Source organism: Leptotrichia sp. oral taxon 417, assembly GCF_013394865.1.
GTDB classification, from domain to species: domain Bacteria; phylum Fusobacteriota; class Fusobacteriia; order Fusobacteriales; family Leptotrichiaceae; genus Leptotrichia; species Leptotrichia wadei_A.
In genome coordinates this window covers 105,648-126,789 of record NZ_JABXYV010000001.1, presented here as the reverse complement: position 1 = coordinate 126,789, position 21,142 = coordinate 105,648, and the positions used below count along the sequence as shown (strand labels likewise).

Annotated in this window: 19 protein-coding genes and 1 pseudogene; 6 read left to right on the top strand and 14 right to left on the bottom strand. The window is 28.1% G+C overall.

Annotated elements, in window-relative coordinates; translation table 11 throughout:
* Positions 1-170: 170 nt before the first annotated feature.
* Positions 171-1,400: a S1C family serine protease gene (locus HW276_RS00585; RefSeq protein ID WP_178937013.1), complete on the top strand. Its 1,230-nt coding sequence runs from the start codon at positions 171-173 to the stop codon at positions 1,398-1,400.
* A gap of 446 nt (positions 1,401-1,846) precedes the next feature.
* Here the strand turns inward: HW276_RS00585 and cobA are convergent, their stop codons facing one another.
* The 10 genes and pseudogenes from cobA to cobD form a co-directional block, all read right to left on the bottom strand.
* Entirely contained in the window at positions 1,847-3,337 is a 1,491-nt protein-coding gene (gene cobA, locus HW276_RS00580) for a uroporphyrinogen-III C-methyltransferase (RefSeq protein ID WP_147002698.1), read from the bottom strand.
* A complete protein-coding gene (gene hemC / locus HW276_RS00575) occupies positions 3,324-4,289 on the bottom strand; it encodes a hydroxymethylbilane synthase (RefSeq protein ID WP_178937012.1) in 966 nt (321 codons plus the stop codon). The genes cobA and hemC overlap by 14 nt, the downstream gene beginning before the upstream one ends.
* Positions 4,286-5,326, bottom strand: coding sequence for a glutamyl-tRNA reductase (gene hemA, locus HW276_RS00570; RefSeq protein ID WP_178937011.1), 1,041 nt, complete (start codon positions 5,324-5,326; stop codon positions 4,286-4,288). Before hemA ends, hemC begins: the two co-directional genes overlap by 4 nt.
* A 28-nt stretch (positions 5,327-5,354) precedes the next feature.
* Positions 5,355-5,957, bottom strand: a complete 603-nt coding sequence (locus HW276_RS00565; RefSeq protein ID WP_178937010.1) for a retron system putative HNH endonuclease — start codon at positions 5,955-5,957, stop codon at positions 5,355-5,357.
* Complete coding sequence (locus tag HW276_RS00560) at positions 5,941-7,137, bottom strand: AAA family ATPase (RefSeq protein ID WP_178937009.1); 1,197 nt, start codon at positions 7,135-7,137, stop codon at positions 5,941-5,943. Before HW276_RS00560 ends, HW276_RS00565 begins: the two co-directional genes overlap by 17 nt.
* A gap of 166 nt (positions 7,138-7,303) precedes the next feature.
* Positions 7,304-8,731, bottom strand: a complete 1,428-nt coding sequence (locus HW276_RS00555; RefSeq protein WP_178937008.1) for an AAA family ATPase — start codon at positions 8,729-8,731, stop codon at positions 7,304-7,306.
* Positions 8,655-9,593, bottom strand: coding sequence for a hypothetical protein (locus HW276_RS00550; RefSeq protein WP_178937007.1), 939 nt, complete (start codon positions 9,591-9,593; stop codon positions 8,655-8,657). The genes HW276_RS00555 and HW276_RS00550 overlap by 77 nt, the downstream gene beginning before the upstream one ends.
* Before the next feature lie 2 nt (positions 9,594-9,595).
* Positions 9,596-12,730, bottom strand: coding sequence for a DNA methyltransferase (locus HW276_RS00545; RefSeq protein ID WP_178937006.1), 3,135 nt, complete (start codon positions 12,728-12,730; stop codon positions 9,596-9,598).
* 152 nt (positions 12,731-12,882) lie between these two features.
* Positions 12,883-13,592, bottom strand: a pseudogene (locus HW276_RS00540) (hypothetical protein).
* A gap of 164 nt (positions 13,593-13,756) precedes the next feature.
* Positions 13,757-14,863 (bottom strand): threonine-phosphate decarboxylase CobD, encoded by a 1,107-nt coding sequence (gene cobD, locus HW276_RS00535; protein WP_178937005.1) that lies wholly within the window; start codon positions 14,861-14,863, stop codon positions 13,757-13,759.
* Between the two features lie 274 nt (positions 14,864-15,137).
* Between cobD and HW276_RS00530 the strand changes: the two genes are divergently transcribed.
* The 3 genes from HW276_RS00530 to HW276_RS00520 are packed head-to-tail and all read left to right on the top strand — an operon-like array spanning position 15,138 to position 15,945.
* Positions 15,138-15,431 (top strand): hypothetical protein, encoded by a 294-nt coding sequence (locus HW276_RS00530; RefSeq protein ID WP_178937004.1) that lies wholly within the window; start codon positions 15,138-15,140, stop codon positions 15,429-15,431.
* 35 nt (positions 15,432-15,466) lie between these two features.
* Positions 15,467-15,766 carry a hypothetical protein gene (locus HW276_RS00525; RefSeq protein WP_178937003.1) on the top strand — a complete coding sequence of 100 codons (300 nt, stop codon included), beginning with the start codon at positions 15,467-15,469 and terminating at the stop codon, positions 15,764-15,766.
* Positions 15,767-15,801: 35 nt separating this feature from the next.
* Positions 15,802-15,945: a hypothetical protein gene (locus HW276_RS00520; protein ID WP_178937002.1), complete on the top strand. Its 144-nt coding sequence runs from the start codon at positions 15,802-15,804 to the stop codon at positions 15,943-15,945.
* A gap of 242 nt (positions 15,946-16,187) precedes the next feature.
* On the opposite strand, the gene HW276_RS00515 is transcribed toward HW276_RS00520, so the two are convergent.
* The 4 genes from HW276_RS00515 to HW276_RS00500 all read right to left on the bottom strand — a co-directional run bounded on the left by HW276_RS00515 (position 16,188) and on the right by HW276_RS00500 (position 19,613).
* Positions 16,188-17,705 (bottom strand): cobyric acid synthase, encoded by a 1,518-nt coding sequence (locus HW276_RS00515; protein ID WP_178937001.1) that lies wholly within the window; start codon positions 17,703-17,705, stop codon positions 16,188-16,190.
* Between the two features lie 124 nt (positions 17,706-17,829).
* Entirely contained in the window at positions 17,830-18,324 is a 495-nt protein-coding gene (locus HW276_RS00510; RefSeq protein ID WP_178937000.1) for a sodium:proton symporter, read from the bottom strand.
* A 48-nt stretch (positions 18,325-18,372) separates the two neighbouring features.
* A complete protein-coding gene (locus HW276_RS00505) occupies positions 18,373-18,858 on the bottom strand; it encodes a MerT protein (protein ID WP_255460258.1) in 486 nt (161 codons plus the stop codon).
* Between the two features lie 389 nt (positions 18,859-19,247).
* Positions 19,248-19,613: a MerR family transcriptional regulator gene (locus HW276_RS00500; protein ID WP_178936999.1), complete on the bottom strand. Its 366-nt coding sequence runs from the start codon at positions 19,611-19,613 to the stop codon at positions 19,248-19,250.
* 247 nt (positions 19,614-19,860) lie between these two features.
* Here HW276_RS00500 and HW276_RS00495 point away from each other — a divergent pair, with 247 nt between their 5' ends.
* Together HW276_RS00495 and HW276_RS00490 are read left to right on the top strand one after the other, a co-directional pair.
* Positions 19,861-20,640, top strand: coding sequence for an SDR family oxidoreductase (locus tag HW276_RS00495; protein WP_178936998.1), 780 nt, complete (start codon positions 19,861-19,863; stop codon positions 20,638-20,640).
* Between the two features lie 78 nt (positions 20,641-20,718).
* Positions 20,719-21,132 carry a hypothetical protein gene (locus tag HW276_RS00490; protein ID WP_178936997.1) on the top strand — a complete coding sequence of 138 codons (414 nt, stop codon included), beginning with the start codon at positions 20,719-20,721 and terminating at the stop codon, positions 21,130-21,132.
* The last annotated feature ends 10 nt before the right edge of the window (positions 21,133-21,142 follow it).

The following is a 21,142-nucleotide window of genomic DNA, read 5'->3' as shown; positions in this document are numbered from 1 at the left end:
TAAAATATACCCAATCCTTTAGACAGGAACTAATACTATTTCCCATTAGAATAATGGATTTATTACAAAATTTTACTTAACAAGGAATTTTGACCCTTGCAAGAAAATAAATATATTTACTGTTTTTAAAATAGGGTTTAGTATAAAGAATAGAAACGAGGTAATTAAATATGAAAAAAATGAATTTCATAAAAAAAGAAAATAAAAAATTTGCTTTGCTTTCAATGTTATTTTTAGTTTTAAGCTGCTCTAATAAGACTGGAAATAATTCAGAAAGTACAAACAGCACAACAGAACAGCAAAAAACAGTTTCTCCAGAAGAACTGAAAAAATATACTAAAAATGCAGCGCAAACACAAGATGCCTTTGTAGGCGTGCATAACAGCGTTAAAGATTCAATCGTAAATATTAGAACAAAAAAAACTGTTACGGTAAATACTTACAATCCTTTGGAAGAATTGTTATATGGACGTTCTGGAGGACAGGAAAAACGTGAATCTGGTTCGCTTGGTTCAGGGTTTGTAGTTTCAAAAGATGGATATGTTGTTACAAATAATCACGTTATTGACGGTGCAGATGAAATTTATGTAAAATTCTCAAATGGACGTGAATATCGTACAAAACTTGTGGGAACTTCGCCTGAAGTTGACATTGCCGTATTGAAGATAGATTCAAATGAAACATTTAAACCGTTAGAATTTGCAAATTCAGATCAAGTTCAAATTGGACAATGGTCAATCGCCTTTGGAAATCCATTGGGATTAAATGATTCAATGACTGTCGGAATCGTAAGTGCAGCTGGACGTAGTTCACTTGGAATCGAAGAAATTGAAAACTTTATTCAAACTGATGCCGCTATTAACCAAGGAAATAGTGGAGGTCCGTTAATTGACATTACAGGAAAAGTTATTGGAGTAAATACTGCAATTTATTCACAAAGCGGAGGAAGTGTAGGAATCGGATTTGCAATTCCAGCAAATTTGGTAACGACTGTAAAAGATTCAATTATCGCAACTGGTAAATTTGAAAAACCATATATTGGTATATACTTAGGAAATTTAGATGCAGATAAAGTAAAAGCCCTTAACTTAAAATCTTCAAACGGAGTATTTATAGCAGGTACTGTTCCAAATGGTCCAGCAGCAGCAGCAGGAATCACAAAAAATGACATTATCACAGCAGTTGATGGAAAGGAAGTAAATTCCGCAGGGGCCTTCGTTGGAGAAATAGCCGCTAAAAAAGTCGGACAATCTGTAAAATTAACTATATCTAGAAATGGAAAAACATCAGAAGTATCAGTAACTCTTGCAAAAACTCCAAATGCCATCGAACAGCAACGTATCATGCAGCAAAAAATGCAGCAGCAACAGCAATTAGAACAAGAACAATTCGGTAGATAAAAAATATAAACTGCTCTAAAAGTCTTGAATATGAGCCAGACAAAAAGAGCAGTTTTTTTATTTTTATACAAAATTTCTAATACTTTCATTTAATTTGATAAATAGAAATTTCACTTCCATACCGTAACTTGAAAACTTAATCAAAGATATTCAAGATTGCTTTTATAATATAAAATATATTAAAGGATGTACAGTTATCCTAACATTTCGGAATTTCACTTATATGTAAGTCTTTATCAATTCCAAAATGTGTTACTTATTATAATTCCGTAAAGTGACTTGCTCCACTCTCTTGGGTGAATACAAGTTTATCCAGAATATTTTTACTTTTTTCAATAAATTATACATCATTTTTTTAAAAAGTCAAGCAAAAAGTTATACAAACTTTTTTTTATAAACTTTAGATAATTTTCAAAAAACTATTGTTTTACCCTGAATTTGACTTTCTATTCGGACATAACATATTGCAATATTTCTTGAAACAGTCCTTCTTCAGTATATTTTTTCCCTTCTATCCCAATTTTTAATCCATATTTCTCAATAGTTTTTGTAGTAACAGGCCCAATCGAAGAAATAACCTTATTTTTCATAATTTCTTTTATTTCCTCATTTTCACTTAAGTTTATGCTGTCAGCAAAGGCTTTAAAGGTTGATGAACTTAAAAACATTAAGATGTCGCTTTCTTTTATGTATTTTTCAGCTTTTTCCTTTTCCACTTCGACTTTCTGAGTTTTATAAACTACAAGTTTTTCATAATTTCGATTGTATAAATCTGAATATTTTTTTTCATTTACTGGAGAAATATCAGATACTATAAACAGTATTTTTTCTCCTTCCTTAGTAAAATTCACACTTTCGCTAGCCAGCCTTTCTACCGTATATTCTTTTGGATAAAAATCTGGAATTATTTTATATTTCTCAATTTCTTCTGCCGTTTTTTCTCCTACGACACCTATTTTAACATTTCCTAAAGCACGAATATCCTTTACTTTTCTCATAAATCCAATAACAGAATTTATGCTGTTAAATAAAAGGGTACTGTATCCCTTCAAATCAGGCATTTCAAAATCAATATACTCTATATTAATAAATGGAAGGCTCAAAGCCTGTCCGCCAAGTTCATTTATCTTATTTGAAATATTTCCCTGTTTTTCCCTATTTCTCGTAACAAGAATATTTTTCCCAAATAACGGCTTATTCTCAAACCATTTCATTTTTTCACGTAAATTCACCACTTCCCCAATCAAAATGATGGCAGGCGATTTTACATTATGCTCTTTTACTGTATTTACTATTGTTTCCAATGTTCCTATATAAGTTTTCTGTCTTGTCGTAGTTCCATCTTTTATTATCACAACAGGTGTTTTCGGATCTTTTCCATTATTTATCAAGTTTTCTGCTATTTTTTTAAGATTGCTTAATCCCATTAAAAAAACTAAAGTTCCTTCCAATTTTGCAATAACCGGGAAATCAAGCTCTGTTCCATTAAATTGCGTATGTCCAGTGAATACATGAAATGAAGTATTAATTCCTCTATGAGTTACAGGGATTCCAGCATAAGCCGGCACAGCAATTGAAGAAGTTATACCTGGAATTACCTCAAATTCAATATTTTCAGCGACTAATGCCTCTATTTCCTCTCCACCTCGCCCAAATACAAAAGGATCTCCTCCCTTTAATCTCAATACTAAAAGTCCCTCTTTCCCTTTTTCCACAAGTTTTTTATTTATTTCCGCCTGCAATTTCCCTCCAGCCGTATTTTCTTTTCCCATATAAATCCGTTCTGCATCAGACTTTGCATACTGTAAGATATTTTTATTTACAAGCCTGTCGTAAACAATGCAGTCAGCTTTTTCTATCACCTTTTTCAATTTTAAAGTTATAAGCCCTTCATCTCCACAGCCTGCTCCCGCAATATAAACTTTACCTTTTCTCATTTTTCAGCTCCTTTTTTATTTCTTCAGCCAATTTTTGTGCAATTTCCTTCGGATTTTCCTTATTTCCTTCAACTTCTTTAAGCATTCTGCTTCCATTATCATTAAACATTCCCTTTAATTTTAATGTATCCCCTTCAATAACCGATGAACAGCCTATCGGAGTATGGCAGCCTCCATCAAAAATTTTTGAAAATTCCCTTTCAGCTTCACACATCATTGTAACCTCATCATCATTTATAATTTCCAGAAGATGCCGTATTTTATTATCATTTTCCCTGCATTGAATACACAAAATTCCTTGTCCTGGTGCAGGCATAAAAAAATCTGTATCAAAATATTCAGTAATTCGGCTTTCCAGTCCAACTCTCTTTAATCCAGCCGCAGCCAGCACAATCGCATCATATTCCCCATCATCAAGTTTTTTAAGTCTTGTGTGAATATTTCCACGAATTGCCTTTATTTTTACATCATTTCGCAAATTCAAAAGCTCCTTTTCCCGTCTTACGCTTCCTGTCCCGATTACAGAATTTTTATCAAGTTCTTTTAATTTTTTTCCATTTTTTGAAACAAGCGCATCACGGTAGTCTTCCCTCATTGGAAAACATGCATTCAAAAGCCCTTCTGGAGTATTCTGCGGCATGTCCTTTAACGAATGCACCGCCAAATCTATTTTATTTTCCAGCATTTCCTTTTCGATTTCCTTCACAAACAAGTCCTTTTGTGTCGTTCCCTTTATTTTTGTAAAATCACGCAAGTCCTTGTCCCCCTTTGTAACTATGACTTTCAGTTCTATTTCCAGCGATTTCCTTTTATCAAATCCTTCAATTTCAAAAAAATCCTCATTTTCCCTTAATTCATCATATTTTTCAATCAGCATTTCCTTCACCTTTTCTGCCTGTGCAAGTGCCAAAACGCTCCCTCTCGTTCCAATAATTATTTTATTTGATTTCATCCATTTTCACCCATCTCGATATTTTTCTGATTTGTATATTTTCTTCTTTTTTCAAGTTTTTCCGCTATTTTTTTCAGCTGCTCCTCAATAATATAAAAATACTTTTCCACAATTTCATCTCGTTTTTCCACATTTTTATTATATTCATCCCAAATATCCTCCAAATGATAAAGGGAAACATTCTCAAATTCTCCAATACTAATTTCAATATCTCTAGGAACTGCCAAATCAAGAAAAAACCTTTTCTTTCCATCATTTAAAATATCCTCAATTTTAGCCTTTTCAATTATCAAATGCGGCGCAGAAGTGGCACTTATCACAATATCCATATTTTTTATAATATTATATTTTTCACTAAATTCCGCCGTTTGGACATCTGGAAACACTTTTTGCAACTCAATGGATTTTTTCAAGCTCCTATTTGTCATCGTCAAATGACAATTATTCATTTTGTGAAGAAGCGCAAGAATCGACTGGCTCAAATCTCCCACTCCAATTACAAATACCTTTTTATCTTCAAGACTTTCAAACTTTGTCTTTATAAATTTCACAGCAATCGAATCCAGTGAAATATTTTTCTCATTTATCCTGCTTTCTGCCCTAAATCTCTTCCCAGTTTCTATCGCCTGATTAAATATTATATTCAAGAATGAAGATGTAGTCTCCTTGTCAAGAGCCTCAAAATAAGCCTTTTTAAGCTGCACAAGAATTTGATCTTCCCCCTTTATTATCGAATCTAGCCCACAAATAACTCGAAGCAAATAATGCACCGCCTCAGTCCCTTCATAGTCCTTCATCTTCTCAACCCTAAAATCTCTCTTTAACCTCTCAATTTCAAATTCCCTGCTAACATCCAGATAAAGCTCTATCCTAAGGCAAGTTTCAACAGCCACATACCCCTTTATAACCCTTTTTTCCAAATACTCCCCCAAAATATGTCTATACCCTTCTTTTACAAACTTTTCCCTTTCCTCCAAACTCAAATTTTTATAACTAAAACTTAGAATATAAAAATTTTTTACTAAATTTTCATTCATTTTTTTCTCTCCAATTTTTTTGTTTTATTTATTTTTCAGTTGCAGATTTTAAATTTTTTAAAAGAAATTCTTTTAGCGTAGGAAATTTTGTTATATATTTTAAATTTTCAATATTAATTACTATTTTTCCTTCTTTTCTTGAAGAATTTTGATAAATAAAACTTTTTCTGCTTTCACATAATTTTTTTTGATTCAAATTTAAAATTTCTATTGTTTTCATTGCCATTTCATACTCTATTCCATTTTCATATTTTGGAATTATTTCGCCTGTACTAATACTATATTCAAAATAATCTCTAGGATTATATTCAACTGGATTCACAAAATTATCATCCCATTTGTTCCCTTTTGTTGAACCACAAGTTTGATTTTCAAGACAACCAGTCAAAAAATTACTATAATTATGAAACAACTTTGGAAATTTGTCTTTAGGTTTTATATGCTCAATTTGACTTTTCTCAACAGAAATCTGTCTTTCACAATAAGGACAAAAATAATTTCCATCTATTTTCTGCTCATTTTCAAGCATATACTCTTTTAGTTTGCCCTTTATTTTAAAATTAAAATCTTTCCAGTTTTTTGGATTACTTGTAAAAAACTCAGGCTCATCATTTTTATCTACTTTCAGCATTTTTTCTCCCCTTCTTCACTTGCAAATCCATATCCACCAAAAATAAATCTCTATCGTCTTCTCCTAAAATATCCTTTATTTTAGTATATTTTTCCTTAAATTCAGAATTCTCATAATTATCATTTTTAACCATTTCTTTTACCAAAGTAAGCAAATTATTCACACTAGGATTTCTATCTGTTTCTAATCCCATTATATCTTCAAGTATTCTTCCTGTAGTCTGTCCATATGAATTTCCAAACTCATCTCCCGTTTTAACTTCTACAATTCCATTTTCATTTTTTTCCAATAAAATTATATTCTCTTTTTCCACACTTCCTAAAATATGTGGCGAATGAGTTGCCAAAATAATCTGATTATTTCTACCAATTTTTCTATAAACATCAACAATTTTTTGCTGCCATTTCGGATGTAACGACAATTCAGGCTCATCAATCATAATTATGGAATTTTCAGGCTCCAGCATTTTTATCGCCAAAGTCCGTAAAAATAACTGCTTTTCCCCAGAAGAAAGTTCATTTATTCCAAATTTTTTCCCACTAGAATCAGTAAAAATCGGCATACTGTTCTCATCTTTCGATATTTCTGAAAGTTTCACATCCAACTCCAAAATTTCAAAAATCCCATTAATTTCCGCAAAAACTTTTTTTCTAACCTGTCCCATCGTCAAATTTTCCTCTTCATTCGCAACTTTTGAAATCCGTGTCGCAATATAGGATGGAATATCCTTAATTTCGTATGAATCTACGATATTAATAAAACTATATTCTTTTTTAAAATTCGTTTGTGCTTTTTGAACTTTTTGAAAATTAATTTCAGTTGGAACATAAATTATTTTAGGAAATTTTTTCAATATTTTTTTAATTTCTAAATATTTTGGACTAAGAAATGCTCCTTTTGCTCCATTTTTTAGTTCATTATAAAAAACATCAATATTTCCTGCTGTTTTTATACTTTCATTTTCTATTTCTTCATAAAATAATTCAATTTTATTTTGACTTTTGTAAAACATTTCTATTTTATAAAAAAAATCTAATACACTTTCCAATACTCTAGTTTTTCCACTCCCATTAATCCCAGCCAGAACTATCAAATCCAAAACTTTTCCTTTTGACTCAAAATTTATATCTAAATTTTCAAGTCCGTTGTATTCTTTTATGTGAAGATTTTTTATTTTCATTTTGGGTCACTCCTTTCTCTATTTTTTAAAAATTTTAGGATTTCATCTTTAATTGCTCTATTTAAATATCGGATATTTAAATATTTATCTACATCAATTTTTTTCTTTATTTCTTCTATATTTTCTTTTAATATTTCTTTGTCATATTCTTTATTATATTTTTTTACTATTTTTTTAATCTATCATTTAAATATTTTATTTTATCTTTCTGTGTCAATAATTCAAAGTAATACACTAAATCAAACCTGCTTCTTAATTCGGGAGAAAATACAGATGTAAATTTTTCTTTTTTTACATTTGATGTAAAAATAATAATATATCCATCCAAATCGTATTCTTTCCCTTGTGAATTAGTTGTTTTTCCAGTTTCTAGCACTTCTAAAAAATAATTAAATATTTTTTTATCAGCTTTTTCAATTTCATCTATTAAAATTATTCCTACATCTGTTTTATCAAGTTTACTAAATAATTCTCCATTTTCACTTCCAACAAATCCTCTTGGACTACCAATTAAACTATTCAAAGCATCTTGGCTACTGTAATTTCCTAAATTTATCTTAACTAAATTTGAATTATTATTGGTTTTTAAATTATTATAAATAATATTTGAAACTTCCGTTTTTCCTATTCCAGAATATCCCATCAAAAAAAATGATAAAATTTTAGTTTCTCCTATTTTATTAAACATTCTGTATTCTTCTATACTATTTTTAAAATCCTCTTTGAAAGCATCATGTCCATATAATTCTTGTTCAAATTTTTCAAAAAAACTTTTTAGCTCGTCATCTCTTATATCAATTATTCGTTTTACTCCTGTTTCATAATTATCTGTATTCTCATTATTTTTATACTCTGTAACTTTATCAAAACAATATTTAAATTTTTCTAATAAGATATTTCTATATTTAAAATTACATATAAATAATAAATCTTCTACCTCTGAAATAAAATTCTTATTTTTTATTTTATAAAATATATTTTCAATATTATAAAGTTGTTCTTCTTGATTTTTAATTAAAAAACATAAAGAACTTATATCTATAACTATTTTTGAATTTATTTCTATACTATCATCTAAATTAGAAAATGAAATAAATTTATAATTTTCATATTCCTTTTTTAAGTTTTTAAAATCTTTATCTAAATAAGTAATAATTTCTAAAAATCTTTCTTTAATTTCAGACTTATCTTGTATTTTCAAGTCTTCAATACAATATCTTAAGTTCTCTTTAATAATTTTTTTATAGTTTACATTACATACAAACACTAAATCTTTGTATTGAATTTTGAAACTGTCTTCATCTATTTCATCATCTGAATCTATTTTTTCTAAATTTACTTCTAATGTATTCATTAATTCTTCTGCTTGCCAGGAATCTGCTCTTCCAAAAACTATTCTCTGACACAATGAACTCATGTCCAATGCAATTTTTTCAAATTTTTTTAAATCATTGTTATCGTCATAACTATTATTTCCTTTTTCTATTTTATCTATATATTTAACAAAACTATCTAATTTAAACCCTTCTTTTTCCAAAGTATTCTTTAATTTTTGATACGAACCTTTTGAATAAAGAAATATTTTCCCCCTCATTTTTCACTTCCTTTTCTATAATTTCTTCTTTTAAAGTAATATTTTGAATAATTGCTAATAGATCAAAAAAAATAAAATCTTTTGTTTCATTTTCTCCTACTTTTCCTTTATTGTTATTATTATTTTTTTTTTGACTACTTTTTATTATATCGTTGCTTGAATATTCATTTTCCATAAAATAATCTAAAGTATTCATCAAATTTTTTTCTTCTATTCTGCCTTTATAAATTCCAATTAAAGTAACTTCTCCAATCAATAAATCTTCTATGTTGTAATCATTTTCAAATTCATTTTCAAATAAGAAAGGTATCTTTATTCTAAATTCCTCTTCATTTTCTTGATTTGGTAAGAATAAAGTCCCTTTTAATTTATACGAGTAATCTTTTAAAATAGCTTTTGAAAGTTTATTAAAATCGTATTCATCTGTTTCAGTTACTTTAATTCCTTCTAAAAAATTATTTTTTATCAATCGAGCCATTCTTAAATCATTTTCATTAATCAAACTTAATTTGATATTATTTAACTTTATTAAACTACCTATTTTGTAATCTTCTAATTTTTTATCATTAAATTCAATTGATTTTTCAACAACTTCTGCTAATAAAGTTGACTTTGTATTTTTTATTTCTAATGTTTCTATCATTTTTAAAGTTTCACTTTTTTTAATTCTATCAAATCCTTTAATTCCAGCATTTATAGAAATTTCTGGAATTTTTATTGTTGCCCCTAATTCTTGTCTTTCTTCCTGTTCGTTTTCATTAGAATTTGTATTTTCAACATTTCTACCTATTTTTAATGTGTTATTGAATAACATTCTAATTTCAAAAACTTTGCTATAATTTATATAATATATATTAAACATTTCTATTTTCCCCTTTCTATTATTTTTATTTCCTCCTCACTCAACCCATACAACTCATAAACCATCCCATCAATCTCTTTATCTGTTTTTGTAATTTCATTGTTTAATGTTTCTGCTTTTGATTTTTCTGCAATGAAATAATTCTCCCAATCAGCTTTTTGAGAAAGGTTTAATTTCACTTTTACTTTTGATAATTCTTTTATAAACTCATCAAAATTCAATAAATACCAATTTTGTAATTTAGTAGAAATTTTTTCTAAACCAAATTCTCTCATAAGCATTCGTTGGAATTTTTGTGAAATTTCTTGAAGATTTTTGTTTAAAAATAATATTTTATCAGCTTTTTCGATAAAAGGCTGTTGATTTATATTTTCTATATTAACTAATGGAATATTTTCAAAAGCTATTTTGGTTAAATTAGTATTTGATTCTCCATAATATAAATTGTAAAAATAGCTAATTAATCTAGAATTCAAAATTGTTAAATAAAATCTTACATCATCTTTTTTATTTTTCAAATTAACTAAATTTGCGTTCGGAAATATAATTTTTTGATTCAAGTCTATTGTTGCAAATATTTTATTTCGATTTTGACCAACTATTCTTTGAAGTATTATTTTAGGAGAAAAATGCCAATCTTTCGTTGTTTTATCAATATTTTTTATATAAACATATTTATTTACTTTATCGGTAAAATATCTATGAATATCTCTACCCTCCAAGTATTCAGAACAATTATTAATAATATTATTTTTTATTGCTTCTTCTTTAGTAAATATTCCTTTTTCTATTTCTATTAAACCTATTTTTATTTTTTTAGGAACACTCATCCATCCCTTATGTAATTCTAAGTAATTCCCAAATCTTAAACTATTTTTTAATAATTTATTTAAAATTGAATTCATATTAACTATTATTTTATTATTATATTTCATTAATATCTCTTCTTGGCTGAGTTGAATATTATTTTTTAAACTTTCTTTCAAATATAAATTATTTACATTTCTATTTGATACTCTTAAATTTACAAAATTCTTATCTATTTTTTTATTTAAAATAAGAATAGCTGTTTCCGTATTAACTTCTTCAAATGGATAAAATCTATATGGAAAATCAATTATTTCAATAATTTTAGTTTTTTCTAGCAAATATTTTCTTAATAATTCAAAACTTGTATTTGTAAAATATGAATCAGGTGTAATAAATCCTAGATAACCTTTATTTTTCAACAATTCGTTTATTGATTTATATATAAATATTTCATATAAATCCATTTCAGAAAATAAAATTTCTTTGTATTTATCCCAATAATAGTTTCTGTCATTTGTTGGTATTTGTTTTGTAGATACATACGGCGGATTCCCCACAACAATATCAAATCCACCATTTTCAAACACTTGTGGAAACTCTTTCTCCCAATCAAATGATAATTCTCCCGCAATTTCAATATCATTAATCAATGAATTTCCACATTTTATATTATTTTCAAGTGAAGCCAATGTTTTGTTCTTATCAGCAGTTTTTAGCCACAATGATAATTTCGTAATTTCCACACTTTCCTTATTCAAATCTACTCCAAAAATATTATTTTGTAAAATTTCTCTTGTAGTATCTGAAAATAAATCTTTTGTTCCAGTCAAGTCAAAAATTTTATCGTTTAAATAATTATTATAATTTAATAAATATTCAAAAGCCGTGATTAAAAATGCTCCACTTCCACAAGCAGGATCTACAATTTTTATATTTTTTACAGCTTCCCTGTATTTTGTCCAGAAATCTATATGTTTTTTAAAATTCTCACTATAAATTCTTTTATCACTTTTTTTACTCGCATATTTTATTTCAAAATCTTTTTCAGTAAGTTCAGGGAGTTCATCTTCTCCAAGTTCCTTTCTCTTATCATCAAGCCAGTTTTTTATAGAATTTTCCACAATATATTTTGTTATATACTTTGGTGTGTAAAAAATTCCATCTTTTTTTCTTTTGCTCTTCTTGCTATCAAATTCTTCTCCCAATACAGATTTTTTTAATTCCTCTATATCACTTACAGACTGCTCAAAAATATGCCCTAATATATTTTCATTCAGTTCAGAATCAAAATCATATTCAGAAATTTTTCGCATTTCTTCAAAAACTTCATTATCTACATAAAGTCCATCTAAAACATCATCATTTTTAAACAATCCTCCGTTAAAATGAGCAATATTTTTTCTTGCATTCCCTAAATTTATCCAGCTACAAAGCATTTTAAAAACTTCAAAAATATCTCCAAAGTTTTTACCTTTTTCCAAAGTTTTGTAAAAAATCTCATTTGGAAGCAATCCTTTATCTTCACAAAAACAAATAAACAAAAACCTATCCAATAATTTTTGAACTTTTTCAATTATGATATTTTCATTTACTGTAGGATTATTTTTTCGCATATTTTCAAATATATGTAATCTAATAGTTTTGTATTCATTATAAAACTTTTTTTCAATTTCAGTTTGATTTTTCTGATACTCTTCAGAAAGTTCTATTGTTTTTGCCTTTTTCTCTTCAGTTCCTACCAAAGCATAAAATGAAAGAATGTAAATAAATTTCTTAAATTCCAAATCATCTTTTAACTTTTCAAGAAAAAATACTTGATATTCTGTCATATCATTTGACCTGTAAAGCCGTATTTCCTTATAATTTGAAACTATAACCCACTGACAATTTTTCCCATATTTAGGAGCATAGTTAAATGCTTGTTCCACAGGAGTCCTAGTATCTCCAACTCTTTTTTGTCTTACATCCAAAGAAACTTTTGCTCCTTTCAGTTCAATTACAGCCCTTACATCTTTCTTTCCATCCACATCAAAAAATCCTAAAACTCCATCAGCCTTCTGACCATCCATTTTAGTTTTCGTTTCCCTCTCAAGATTCCACTCTTTTTGACCATCCGACTTATTCACAGCCCTTAAAATAGTTGTAAATATATCATATAAAAATTCCCCTTGAAATTCTTCTTCCTTAGAATTATCCAGAACTCCATTTTCAAGGTTATTTATCCACTTATCCAACGCTTTTCTTCTTTCAAATAAATTATGCCTGCTCAAATCTACTTCTTCTTCAGCTTTTTTAGCCAGTATTTTCTGATTAAATAAATTATTCATCTAAATTTTATACTCCTTCTGCCCCGTAAATTGTTGCCTACTTACATTCTATTAACTTTTCCATTTTTTGTCAATTCAATTTAATATTAATTATAACAAAATAAAATAATAGGGAAGATCTTATAAGTCATAAGAATTCCCCATTTAAAATACTAATAAATATATTTCATAATCTCACCGACTATATCGCTTGTCATCTCATCTAACACATATTTTTTACAGTTTTCCATTCCTCCTTAGGTTTATTTGCCTTTTCATCAAAAATATTTCCGCCAGCAATGATTTTTACTTTGTTAGTTGAAAAATTAATGCTAAGTTTCTCTTGGTCGCCAGAATTTCTCATAAATGAATTATTGTCAAATCCGATAAGTTCAAGCTTTTGGTTTTGAAATCTAAAAGTGTAGGTATTTTGTGTTACAGACCAGCTTCCTGCACTCAAAAAATAATTAAATTTAATTTTTAAAATATCATTTTTTATGCTAATGCTGTCTAAAGTATCCATAAGAGCTGGACTTTCCTTATTTCCTTCGCTTTTGATAAAACCTTTGTCATTCTTGCCTGCCAAAATATAGCTTCCATTTTTTTGCTTGAATAAAACCAAAAGTATTCTTGGATTTAAGTTTAAATATTCAGAGCCAAGATTCTCGTTTTTTACAATATTTGCCTTATCAGTTTTTTCGATAATGATGGCAATATCTTCAAGCTTATCATTATTTAAATCTCCTTTAGCCGAAAGAACAGTTTTCCAGCCTTTTGGAACGAATCCATTTATATTTTTTGCCTTTTCAGGAAAATTTTCCCCAAAAGAAAAAATTGAGAAAATTAAAAACAATGATAAAATAAACAATAATTTCCTCCTCATAAATAACATTCCTTTCTTTTTTATTCTAACTATTTGTAAAAGTCTAAAAATTCTGATAAATACAGTATTCTAAAATTTTTAATTTTTTTATTTTTTCTGCTCTCTAACAAGAGAACTTGACCCCTTATGATATTAGTTAGCTTACTTTTACAATTGCCTATCTTCTATTCTAAAATTTTTTTCAAAGCCTCAATAACTCTGTCGTTACTCCTTCTATCCTTAATTGCCAGCCTAAAAAATCTTTCATCCAAAAATTTAAAATTGGATGCATCTCTTATTAAAATTCCTTCTTCCATCATTCTTTCCCTCAACTTTTTCACATTCAGCCCTTTAGAAATCAATTCATCTTTTATTTTTACACAAATAAAGTTTACTTCTGTTTTATAAGGCTTTATTCCTGAAATTTTATCCAGCTTTTCATACATATATTTTTTTTCTTCTGTTATCCAGTTTAATGTCCTTTCGATATATTCTGTATCATCAAGCACTGTTATTCCAGCCATTTCAGCAATATTATTCACGCTCCACGGCTCTTTTTTTTCAGCGATTTTCTTTTCTAAATTTTTGTCAAAATAAATTCCATATCCCAATCGTAGTCCTGGAATAGCAAAAAATTTTGTAAATGCACGAGTTACAAACAAATTTTTCTTATTTTCCCCACTGTTTACAATACTTTCCTTTAGACCGTCCTCTAGGAATTCGATAAATGCCTCGTCAATAAATAACTTTGTATCATATTTATTACATTCTCTCAGAATTTCCTCTGTTTCAGCCATTTTTAAAAATTTTCCAGTCGGATTATTCGGATTGCAAATTATTACCAAATCATATTTTTTCTCAAGTTCCTTTTTTAATTTCCCAATATTAAGATTAAACTCGTCTTTTTCTTCTAATTCAAAATATTCAATTTCAATTTTCTGACTTTCAGAATTTTTACATGCTCTTACTGCCCTTTCATATTCCCCAAAAGTAGGCGACACAATCAGCACTTTTTCGGGCTTTATTACTTTTATGAACAAAAATATAGCTTCTGTTGCACCATTTCCCAGTACAATATTTTCCAGCTCAACTTTATTCAGATGAGCCAATTTTTCACGTAATTCCACATAATCAGGGTCAGGATACCTCTCAAGAATCCCAATATTTTCAATAATCTTCTGCTTTAGGCTCTCAGGCACTCCGTAAGGATTAATATTTGAACTGTAATCCAGTATTTCTTTTATATTTTTTTCCCTAAATATTTTATAAATATTTCCACCATGAAAATCCATTTTTCCCTCCTTTTCAAGAAAATCATTTTTATACAATCTCTCATTTCATTTTACCTTACAAATCTTTTAAAATCAAACATATATTTGAATATTTATAAATATTCATTATTTAAGCAAAAATAGTACTGTGCAATGCTAAAAATTAAATTATGCAAAAAAAAAAAAAAAATACCCAAAAAACAAACGTGATTTAAATCACAATCTTTAGAATATAAGGTATAATAGCAATAAATAAAATATATTGAATAAACTAAATTAAAGGAGTTGAAAGTCTATGAAAGTAGTATTTAAAATTTTGGCTTTAATTTTGCTGGGATTAACAATAGCAGGCTGTGAATTGCTGGATCCAAGAGAATGGCAAAGACTTAAAAGAGAAGATGATATGATGGGTAGAGAGTATGACAGTTACACTAGAAAAACCAGAAATTCAAGACCACATTGCCTTGTAGATGAAAATGGAAATATGAAAGAATGTCGGAAAACCCCTTATGAAAATAAAAGATTTACAGGTTGTAGCGGCTCAGAGAGAGATATAAGAGGAAGAATCTGTACATATAAAGATTATTAAACAATTAATCCAAATAACAGTTAGGAGAGATTTTTATGAACAAAATATTTAAAATTTTGGCTTTAATTTTACTGGGATTAACAATTACAAGTTGTGAATTATTAAGTCCAAAATTTTGGGCAGAAGTTAAAAGAGATGACGTTATGACAGGTAGGGAATATGATACCAGAACAGGAAAAACCTCAATTGATAGACCGCATTGTCTTTTAGATAGAAACGGACGTAAGAAAGAGTGCCGTAAAACACCTTATGAAAACAAAAGATTTACAGGTTGTAGCGGATCAAATACAGGTATGCTTGGAACTGGAAGAATCTGTACGTATGAAGATTATTAAACAATTAACCAAAATAATAGTTAGGAGAGATTTTTATGAACAAAATATTTAAAATATTAATTATAGGCTTACTTGGATTGACTTTAATCAGATGTTCAACGCCAGATGTAGTTGGATATGAAGAAGAATGTAATGGCGCTAAAAAGAACAGTTGTGAATACTATTACTATTCTCATTAAGAAATAGACACAAATTATTAACTTAACTGCACCCCAAAAATTATATACAACATAAAAGGTGCAGTTTTTTTTATTAAGACAGTTTTTCCTAAACTCTATTTTAACAATGAATTTATAAACTTTTTCAACAAATGAAAAATTGGGACATGTAAAAATTTTTGCATAAATAAAATAACAAAGTACTGAATTTACTGGATTCATCTATTAGTTTATACAAAATTCTGGACACTATCCCTCTTAACCTATTTTGTTTTCTGTTCCATCCCCATTATTTCATAAACCTTATCAATATCTACATTTTCTCTCAAAATTTGTGCCAATTTATCATATTCCCTGTTTTTATATTCTTTGAAACTAAAGTTTTCATCGACTTTGTCTAGCCCTTTAAGTTTTCTTGCTTTGTTCAGAAAATGATTTGTAAATTCAGAATTGTCAAATATTCCGTGAATATAAGTTCCAACAACATTGCCTTTTACAGCGCCTTTTAGCTTTTCATCGTCAAAAATGCACTTTATTTCGGTTTTTTCTTCATTTACAGGATAGCTGTAGCCTTGATGTATTTCATAGCCTTTTATTTCAATGCCTTCCATTCCGCTTAGCACTCCATCGGCATTTTTTATTTTATTTTTATACTGTGTTGTTGTTTTTGCCGTTTCCATAACAGTTTCTATATCAAGTAAATCTAAGCCTGAAATTTCTTTTAGATTAGATTCGATATTTTGAGGATCCATTATTTTTTGTCCCATTATCTGAAAACCGCCACAAATTCCAAATACTATTGTTCCTTTTTTTGCAAGCCTTATAATTTCCCTGCTTATATTTTTATCAATTAAGTCCTTCATGTCTTCCACAGTATTTTTTGAACCAGGAATAATAATAATGTCCTCATCTCCCAGTTCAGAACTTTTTGTAACATATTTCAAGGAAACATCGTTATAATGGCTAAGTGGATCAATATCAGTAAAATTCGATATATGCTTTAGTTTAATAACCGAAATCCGAATTTTCCCTTCTTTTTTCACATTATACTTGTCAATCCCCAGACTGTCCTCCTCCTCAATTCCAAGCGGAACAAACGGCACTACTCCCAGAACAGGCACATTTGTCAGTTCTTCAATCATCTCAATTCCAGGAGTCAAAAGGCTCTTATCTCCCCTAAATTTGTTTATAATTACACCTTTTATCCGTTTTCTCTCACTTTCTTCAAGCAGCATAATCGTCCCGTAAATTGCCGCAAAAACACCGCCCCTGTCAATATCGGCAACTAGAATAGCAGGCGAATCAGCCATTTCTGCCATCCCTGTGTTTACAATGTCATCTTTCTTCAAGTTAATCTCTGCAGGGCTTCCTGCCCCTTCCAGCACGCAAATATCGAAGTTATCCCTTATGTGATTATATGCCGCCATTATATCCTTTTTCAAATTATGCTTATAAGCAAAATATTCCCTCGCATCCATATTTTTGTAAACTTTCCCATTTACAATAACTTGCGATTTTCTATCTGTCGTAGGCTTTAGCAAAATCGGATTCATAAATGCCTGTGGCTCGATATTAGCGGCTTCAGCCTGCACCACCTGAGCTCTTCCCATCTCTTTTCCATCCCTTGTAATAAATGAGTTCAAAGCCATATTCTGCGACTTAAACGGTACCACGCTATACCCATCCTGATAAAATATTCTGCAAAACCCCGCATTAATTATACTTTTTCCCACATTAGAACCTGTCCCAAGCAACATTATATTTTTGTGTTTTCTTTTCATAAACTATACTCCTATTTTTAATTTATATAAAAAATTTCCAATTTATTTATAAACAAATTACCTGCTTCTACTAAGTATAGCAGATAAAAATGCCATAAACAAATTGGATTTATAAAAATAATTACTATTTTCTTTTAAATTTTATACTGCCTAAAATTTTCTTAACTTTGTCGTTATAAAATGCTCCGATTACAAATGAAATATGTGACATTATACAAAATATATATTTTTTCCCATTTGTCAAATAAGACATTATCGAACTATTTTTATTTTCAAAAATAGCTCTAAACACAAAATAAACCAATATTGCAATCATTATCCAAATTAATGCCTTTTTATTCATTTTTTTCAAAAATCCTTTGCACAAATATCCTAAAAAATACATAATTCCCAATATTATTATCAAGGAAATCACCGAAAACACAATTACAGAAATCTTCAAAATATGTTCTGGAGCTACAAAAAAAATCGCTGTAGAAAATAATGCAGAAGCAAACCAAAATAAATATGCTAATGCTGGATATATCCCCTCCTGAACTAAAAAATAAATTATTGAAAATAAAATTAATCCTAAAGGATTATCCTGTTTCGTCACAAGTTTATCTGTATTTTTTTTCATTTTTCTTCTCCTTTTTTTATTTATTTTTTCTTTTAAATTTTATTTTATCTAATATTTATTAACTTTGTCGCTATAAAATACCCCGATTGTATAAAAAATATGTGATGCTGTACAAAAAATATGTATTTCCCGTGCTGTTGGTGCAAACATTGCTGTACTCTCATCTGTTTCTGTAAAAATTTTATATACAAAATAAATCAAAATTGCTATCATTGCACCACCTAATACAGTTTTATTTATTTTTTTCAAAAATTTACTGCACAAATATCCCAAATAAAATACAAGTATAAGCACAATTATCAAAGCAATTCCTGAAATTACAATACCAATAATATTAATAACTATTTCTGGAAGATGTAAAATTTCTAGAGAATTAATAATTACGCCTGCTAACGGCATCGCAAAAATCAGCCAGAACAAAAGTGCTAATATCGGATATATTGTTTTCTGAAAGAAAAAGTAAATTGCTGTAAATAAAACTAATACTAAAAAGCCTTTAGCTTTTGACATAACTTTATTTTCATTTATTTCCATCCTTTTTTCTCCTTGTCTTTATTTTTTAACCCAAAGAATTCCAATAAATACAGCAGGTATATTCAGCAACGCAATTCTTTTTATCTTTATAAGAGCCAAGACTCTTTACTTCAGAAAAGTTATTTCTAACAAACTTAAAATTACTCATATTTTATCATATAAAATTTATTTTTTCTATATGAAATTTTTCTCAAAATATATATTTACCAATTTCATTCTTTTTATTTTTACAAGGGATCAGGAGCATTTATTAAACGGAATTATAACAACTATATTATTTTAATGGAAAGAATATAGCAAATAAAAAAATATGCTTACTGGCAAGCAATATGTTTGCTCTACTAAAATAAGCATATTTTCTCCTTAATTTCTATATATTTATGACCTTTTTATTTTTCAGAAATACTTCTTAAAAAACTCTCATAAATCTCAAGTTTATCATCAAGATTTTGTAAATATTTTTGCCACTTTTCAATTTCTATATTTACATATTTTTTATGATTTGTCAAAATTTTCATTCTTTCTTTTATCGTTCCGTTCCCTTCATATCGTAAATCTGAATATTTCTTAATTTCACTCAATTTCATTCCCATGTCTTTTAATCTTTTTAACATTTTTATCCATTCAATATCAGTTTCATCATATATTCTTCTATTCTTTTCGTCTCTTTTTACACGAAACAGGTCCTTTTTTTCATAAAATCTTATTGTGTATGGAGTTAAGCCTGTTTTTTCTGAAAATTCCTTTATTTGCATTGTTCTATTTTTTCTCCTTCTCTTTATTATAACTAAAAATAATAGTTGAAGATTAATTATAAATATTTTGGTTATTTTATATTATACTAAATATATGAAATGAAAACAACTCAAATAAAAAATTTTGGAGGTAAAATGGAAACTTTGTTAGAAAAAATTAATTTGGGAAAATTTTTTTAAAAACGCTTGACTTATACTATACTCTAACTGTTATCCTTTATTTATCAAATTTATGGAGGTAATAACTATGAAAACAAAATATACTGTTATAACGGGAGCAAGTTCGGGAATAGGAAGAGCTGTGGCTCTAAAATTTGCAGAAAGAAATAAAAATCTTATTCTAATTGCACGAAAAAAGAATTTACTAGAAGACTTAAAAAGCGAAATTTTGAAGAAAAATCCTAATTTGGACATTCTTGTAATAGATTTTGACTTAACCGATGTCGATAAAATTCCTGAACTATATTCAAAATTAAACAATTATCACATTGAAACTTTAATAAACAATGCAGGTTTTGGAATGTATGGTGATATAAAAGAGCAGTCTTTAAATAAAATTTCAGATATGCTTCATCTCAATGTAGAAGCATTAACTTTGTTATCTTCCTTATACGTCCAAGATTACCACAATGAAAAAGGATCTCAATTAATCAATATCTCCTCAGCAGGAGGCTACACAATCGTTCCGAACGGAATTGTCTACTGTGCCACAAAATTTTACGTAAACGCCTTCACAGAAGGACTTGCACTAGAATTAAAGCAAAATAACGCACAATTAAAAGCAAAAGTCCTAGCACCCGCTGCAACCAAAACTAACTTTGGAAATGTCGCAACTGGTAAAACTGATTTTGATTATGATAAATCTTATCCAAACTATCATACATCCGAAGAAATGGCAGATTTTCTCATTCAACTTTACAAAAGCGACAAAACTGTCGGTTATATCAGCCGTGAAACTTTTGAATTTAACTTATCCGATGGATTTTTTCAAAATGCGTTTAGTTCTAAAAATAATGTGAAATTTTAAATATTAGTTTTTATTGTTGATTTTCCTAAAAAAATATTATAAAATATATACAAAAATTATTATTATAGGAGTGATTTTATGAAAAAAATTATATTTGCGTTGTTTTTACTGACTTTTAGTTTAAGTTTTTCTAATTCTGATATTGATATAATATCCAAAGAACTGTGGAGATGCCCTTATTCTGTTGATAAAACTTTTAAAGGGCTTAGTTATATAAAATTCTTGAATGAAAATGGCAAACCGTCTATTTCAGTTAGCATATTGGATAATCGTGCAGCATTAAAAACAGGAAAAGTTTCGCTTGAACTTTCACAATTAGATTACGAAGTAAAAGAAAGTGAAAATTCTATCTATTTTACAAACTTAAATGATAAAACACAAGTTTTTTCAGATTACAAATTATCTTATTCGTTTGATAAAAAAAATAGACCTAAAATGGATCTATATCGTATTTCAGATACCAAGAAACTTTGCAGTCTTATAACAAATTAATTTTTCATAA

Coding starts and splice junctions, on each gene's coding strand:
- cobD (WP_178937005.1), bottom strand. CDS start 14,863: ATGGATTTTCATGGTGGAAATATTTATAAAATATTTAGGGAAAAAAAT.
- HW276_RS00525 (WP_178937003.1), top strand. CDS start 15,467: ATGAACAAAATATTTAAAATTTTGGCTTTAATTTTACTGGGATTAACA.
- HW276_RS00530 (WP_178937004.1), top strand. CDS start 15,138: ATGAAAGTAGTATTTAAAATTTTGGCTTTAATTTTGCTGGGATTAACA.
- hemA (WP_178937011.1), bottom strand. CDS start 5,326: ATGAATGAAAATTTAGTAAAAAATTTTTATATTCTAAGTTTTAGTTAT.
- HW276_RS00505 (WP_255460258.1), bottom strand. CDS start 18,858: ATGGAAATAAATGAAAATAAAGTTATGTCAAAAGCTAAAGGCTTTTTA.
- HW276_RS00495 (WP_178936998.1), top strand. CDS start 19,861: ATGAAAACAAAATATACTGTTATAACGGGAGCAAGTTCGGGAATAGGA.
- hemC (WP_178937012.1), bottom strand. CDS start 4,289: ATGAAATCAAATAAAATAATTATTGGAACGAGAGGGAGCGTTTTGGCA.
- HW276_RS00500 (WP_178936999.1), bottom strand. CDS start 19,613: ATGCAAATAAAGGAATTTTCAGAAAAAACAGGCTTAACTCCATACACA.
- HW276_RS00520 (WP_178937002.1), top strand. CDS start 15,802: ATGAACAAAATATTTAAAATATTAATTATAGGCTTACTTGGATTGACT.
- HW276_RS00585 (WP_178937013.1), top strand. CDS start 171: ATGAAAAAAATGAATTTCATAAAAAAAGAAAATAAAAAATTTGCTTTG.
- HW276_RS00550 (WP_178937007.1), bottom strand. CDS start 9,593: ATGTTTAATATATATTATATAAATTATAGCAAAGTTTTTGAAATTAGA.
- HW276_RS00560 (WP_178937009.1), bottom strand. CDS start 7,137: ATGAAAATAAAAAATCTTCACATAAAAGAATACAACGGACTTGAAAAT.
- HW276_RS00510 (WP_178937000.1), bottom strand. CDS start 18,324: ATGAAAAAAAATACAGATAAACTTGTGACGAAACAGGATAATCCTTTA.
- HW276_RS00490 (WP_178936997.1), top strand. CDS start 20,719: ATGAAAAAAATTATATTTGCGTTGTTTTTACTGACTTTTAGTTTAAGT.
- cobA (WP_147002698.1), bottom strand. CDS start 3,337: ATGAGAAAAGGTAAAGTTTATATTGCGGGAGCAGGCTGTGGAGATGAA.
- HW276_RS00515 (WP_178937001.1), bottom strand. CDS start 17,705: ATGAAAAGAAAACACAAAAATATAATGTTGCTTGGGACAGGTTCTAAT.
- HW276_RS00545 (WP_178937006.1), bottom strand. CDS start 12,730: ATGAATAATTTATTTAATCAGAAAATACTGGCTAAAAAAGCTGAAGAA.
- HW276_RS00565 (WP_178937010.1), bottom strand. CDS start 5,957: ATGCTGAAAGTAGATAAAAATGATGAGCCTGAGTTTTTTACAAGTAAT.
- HW276_RS00555 (WP_178937008.1), bottom strand. CDS start 8,731: ATGAGGGGGAAAATATTTCTTTATTCAAAAGGTTCGTATCAAAAATTA.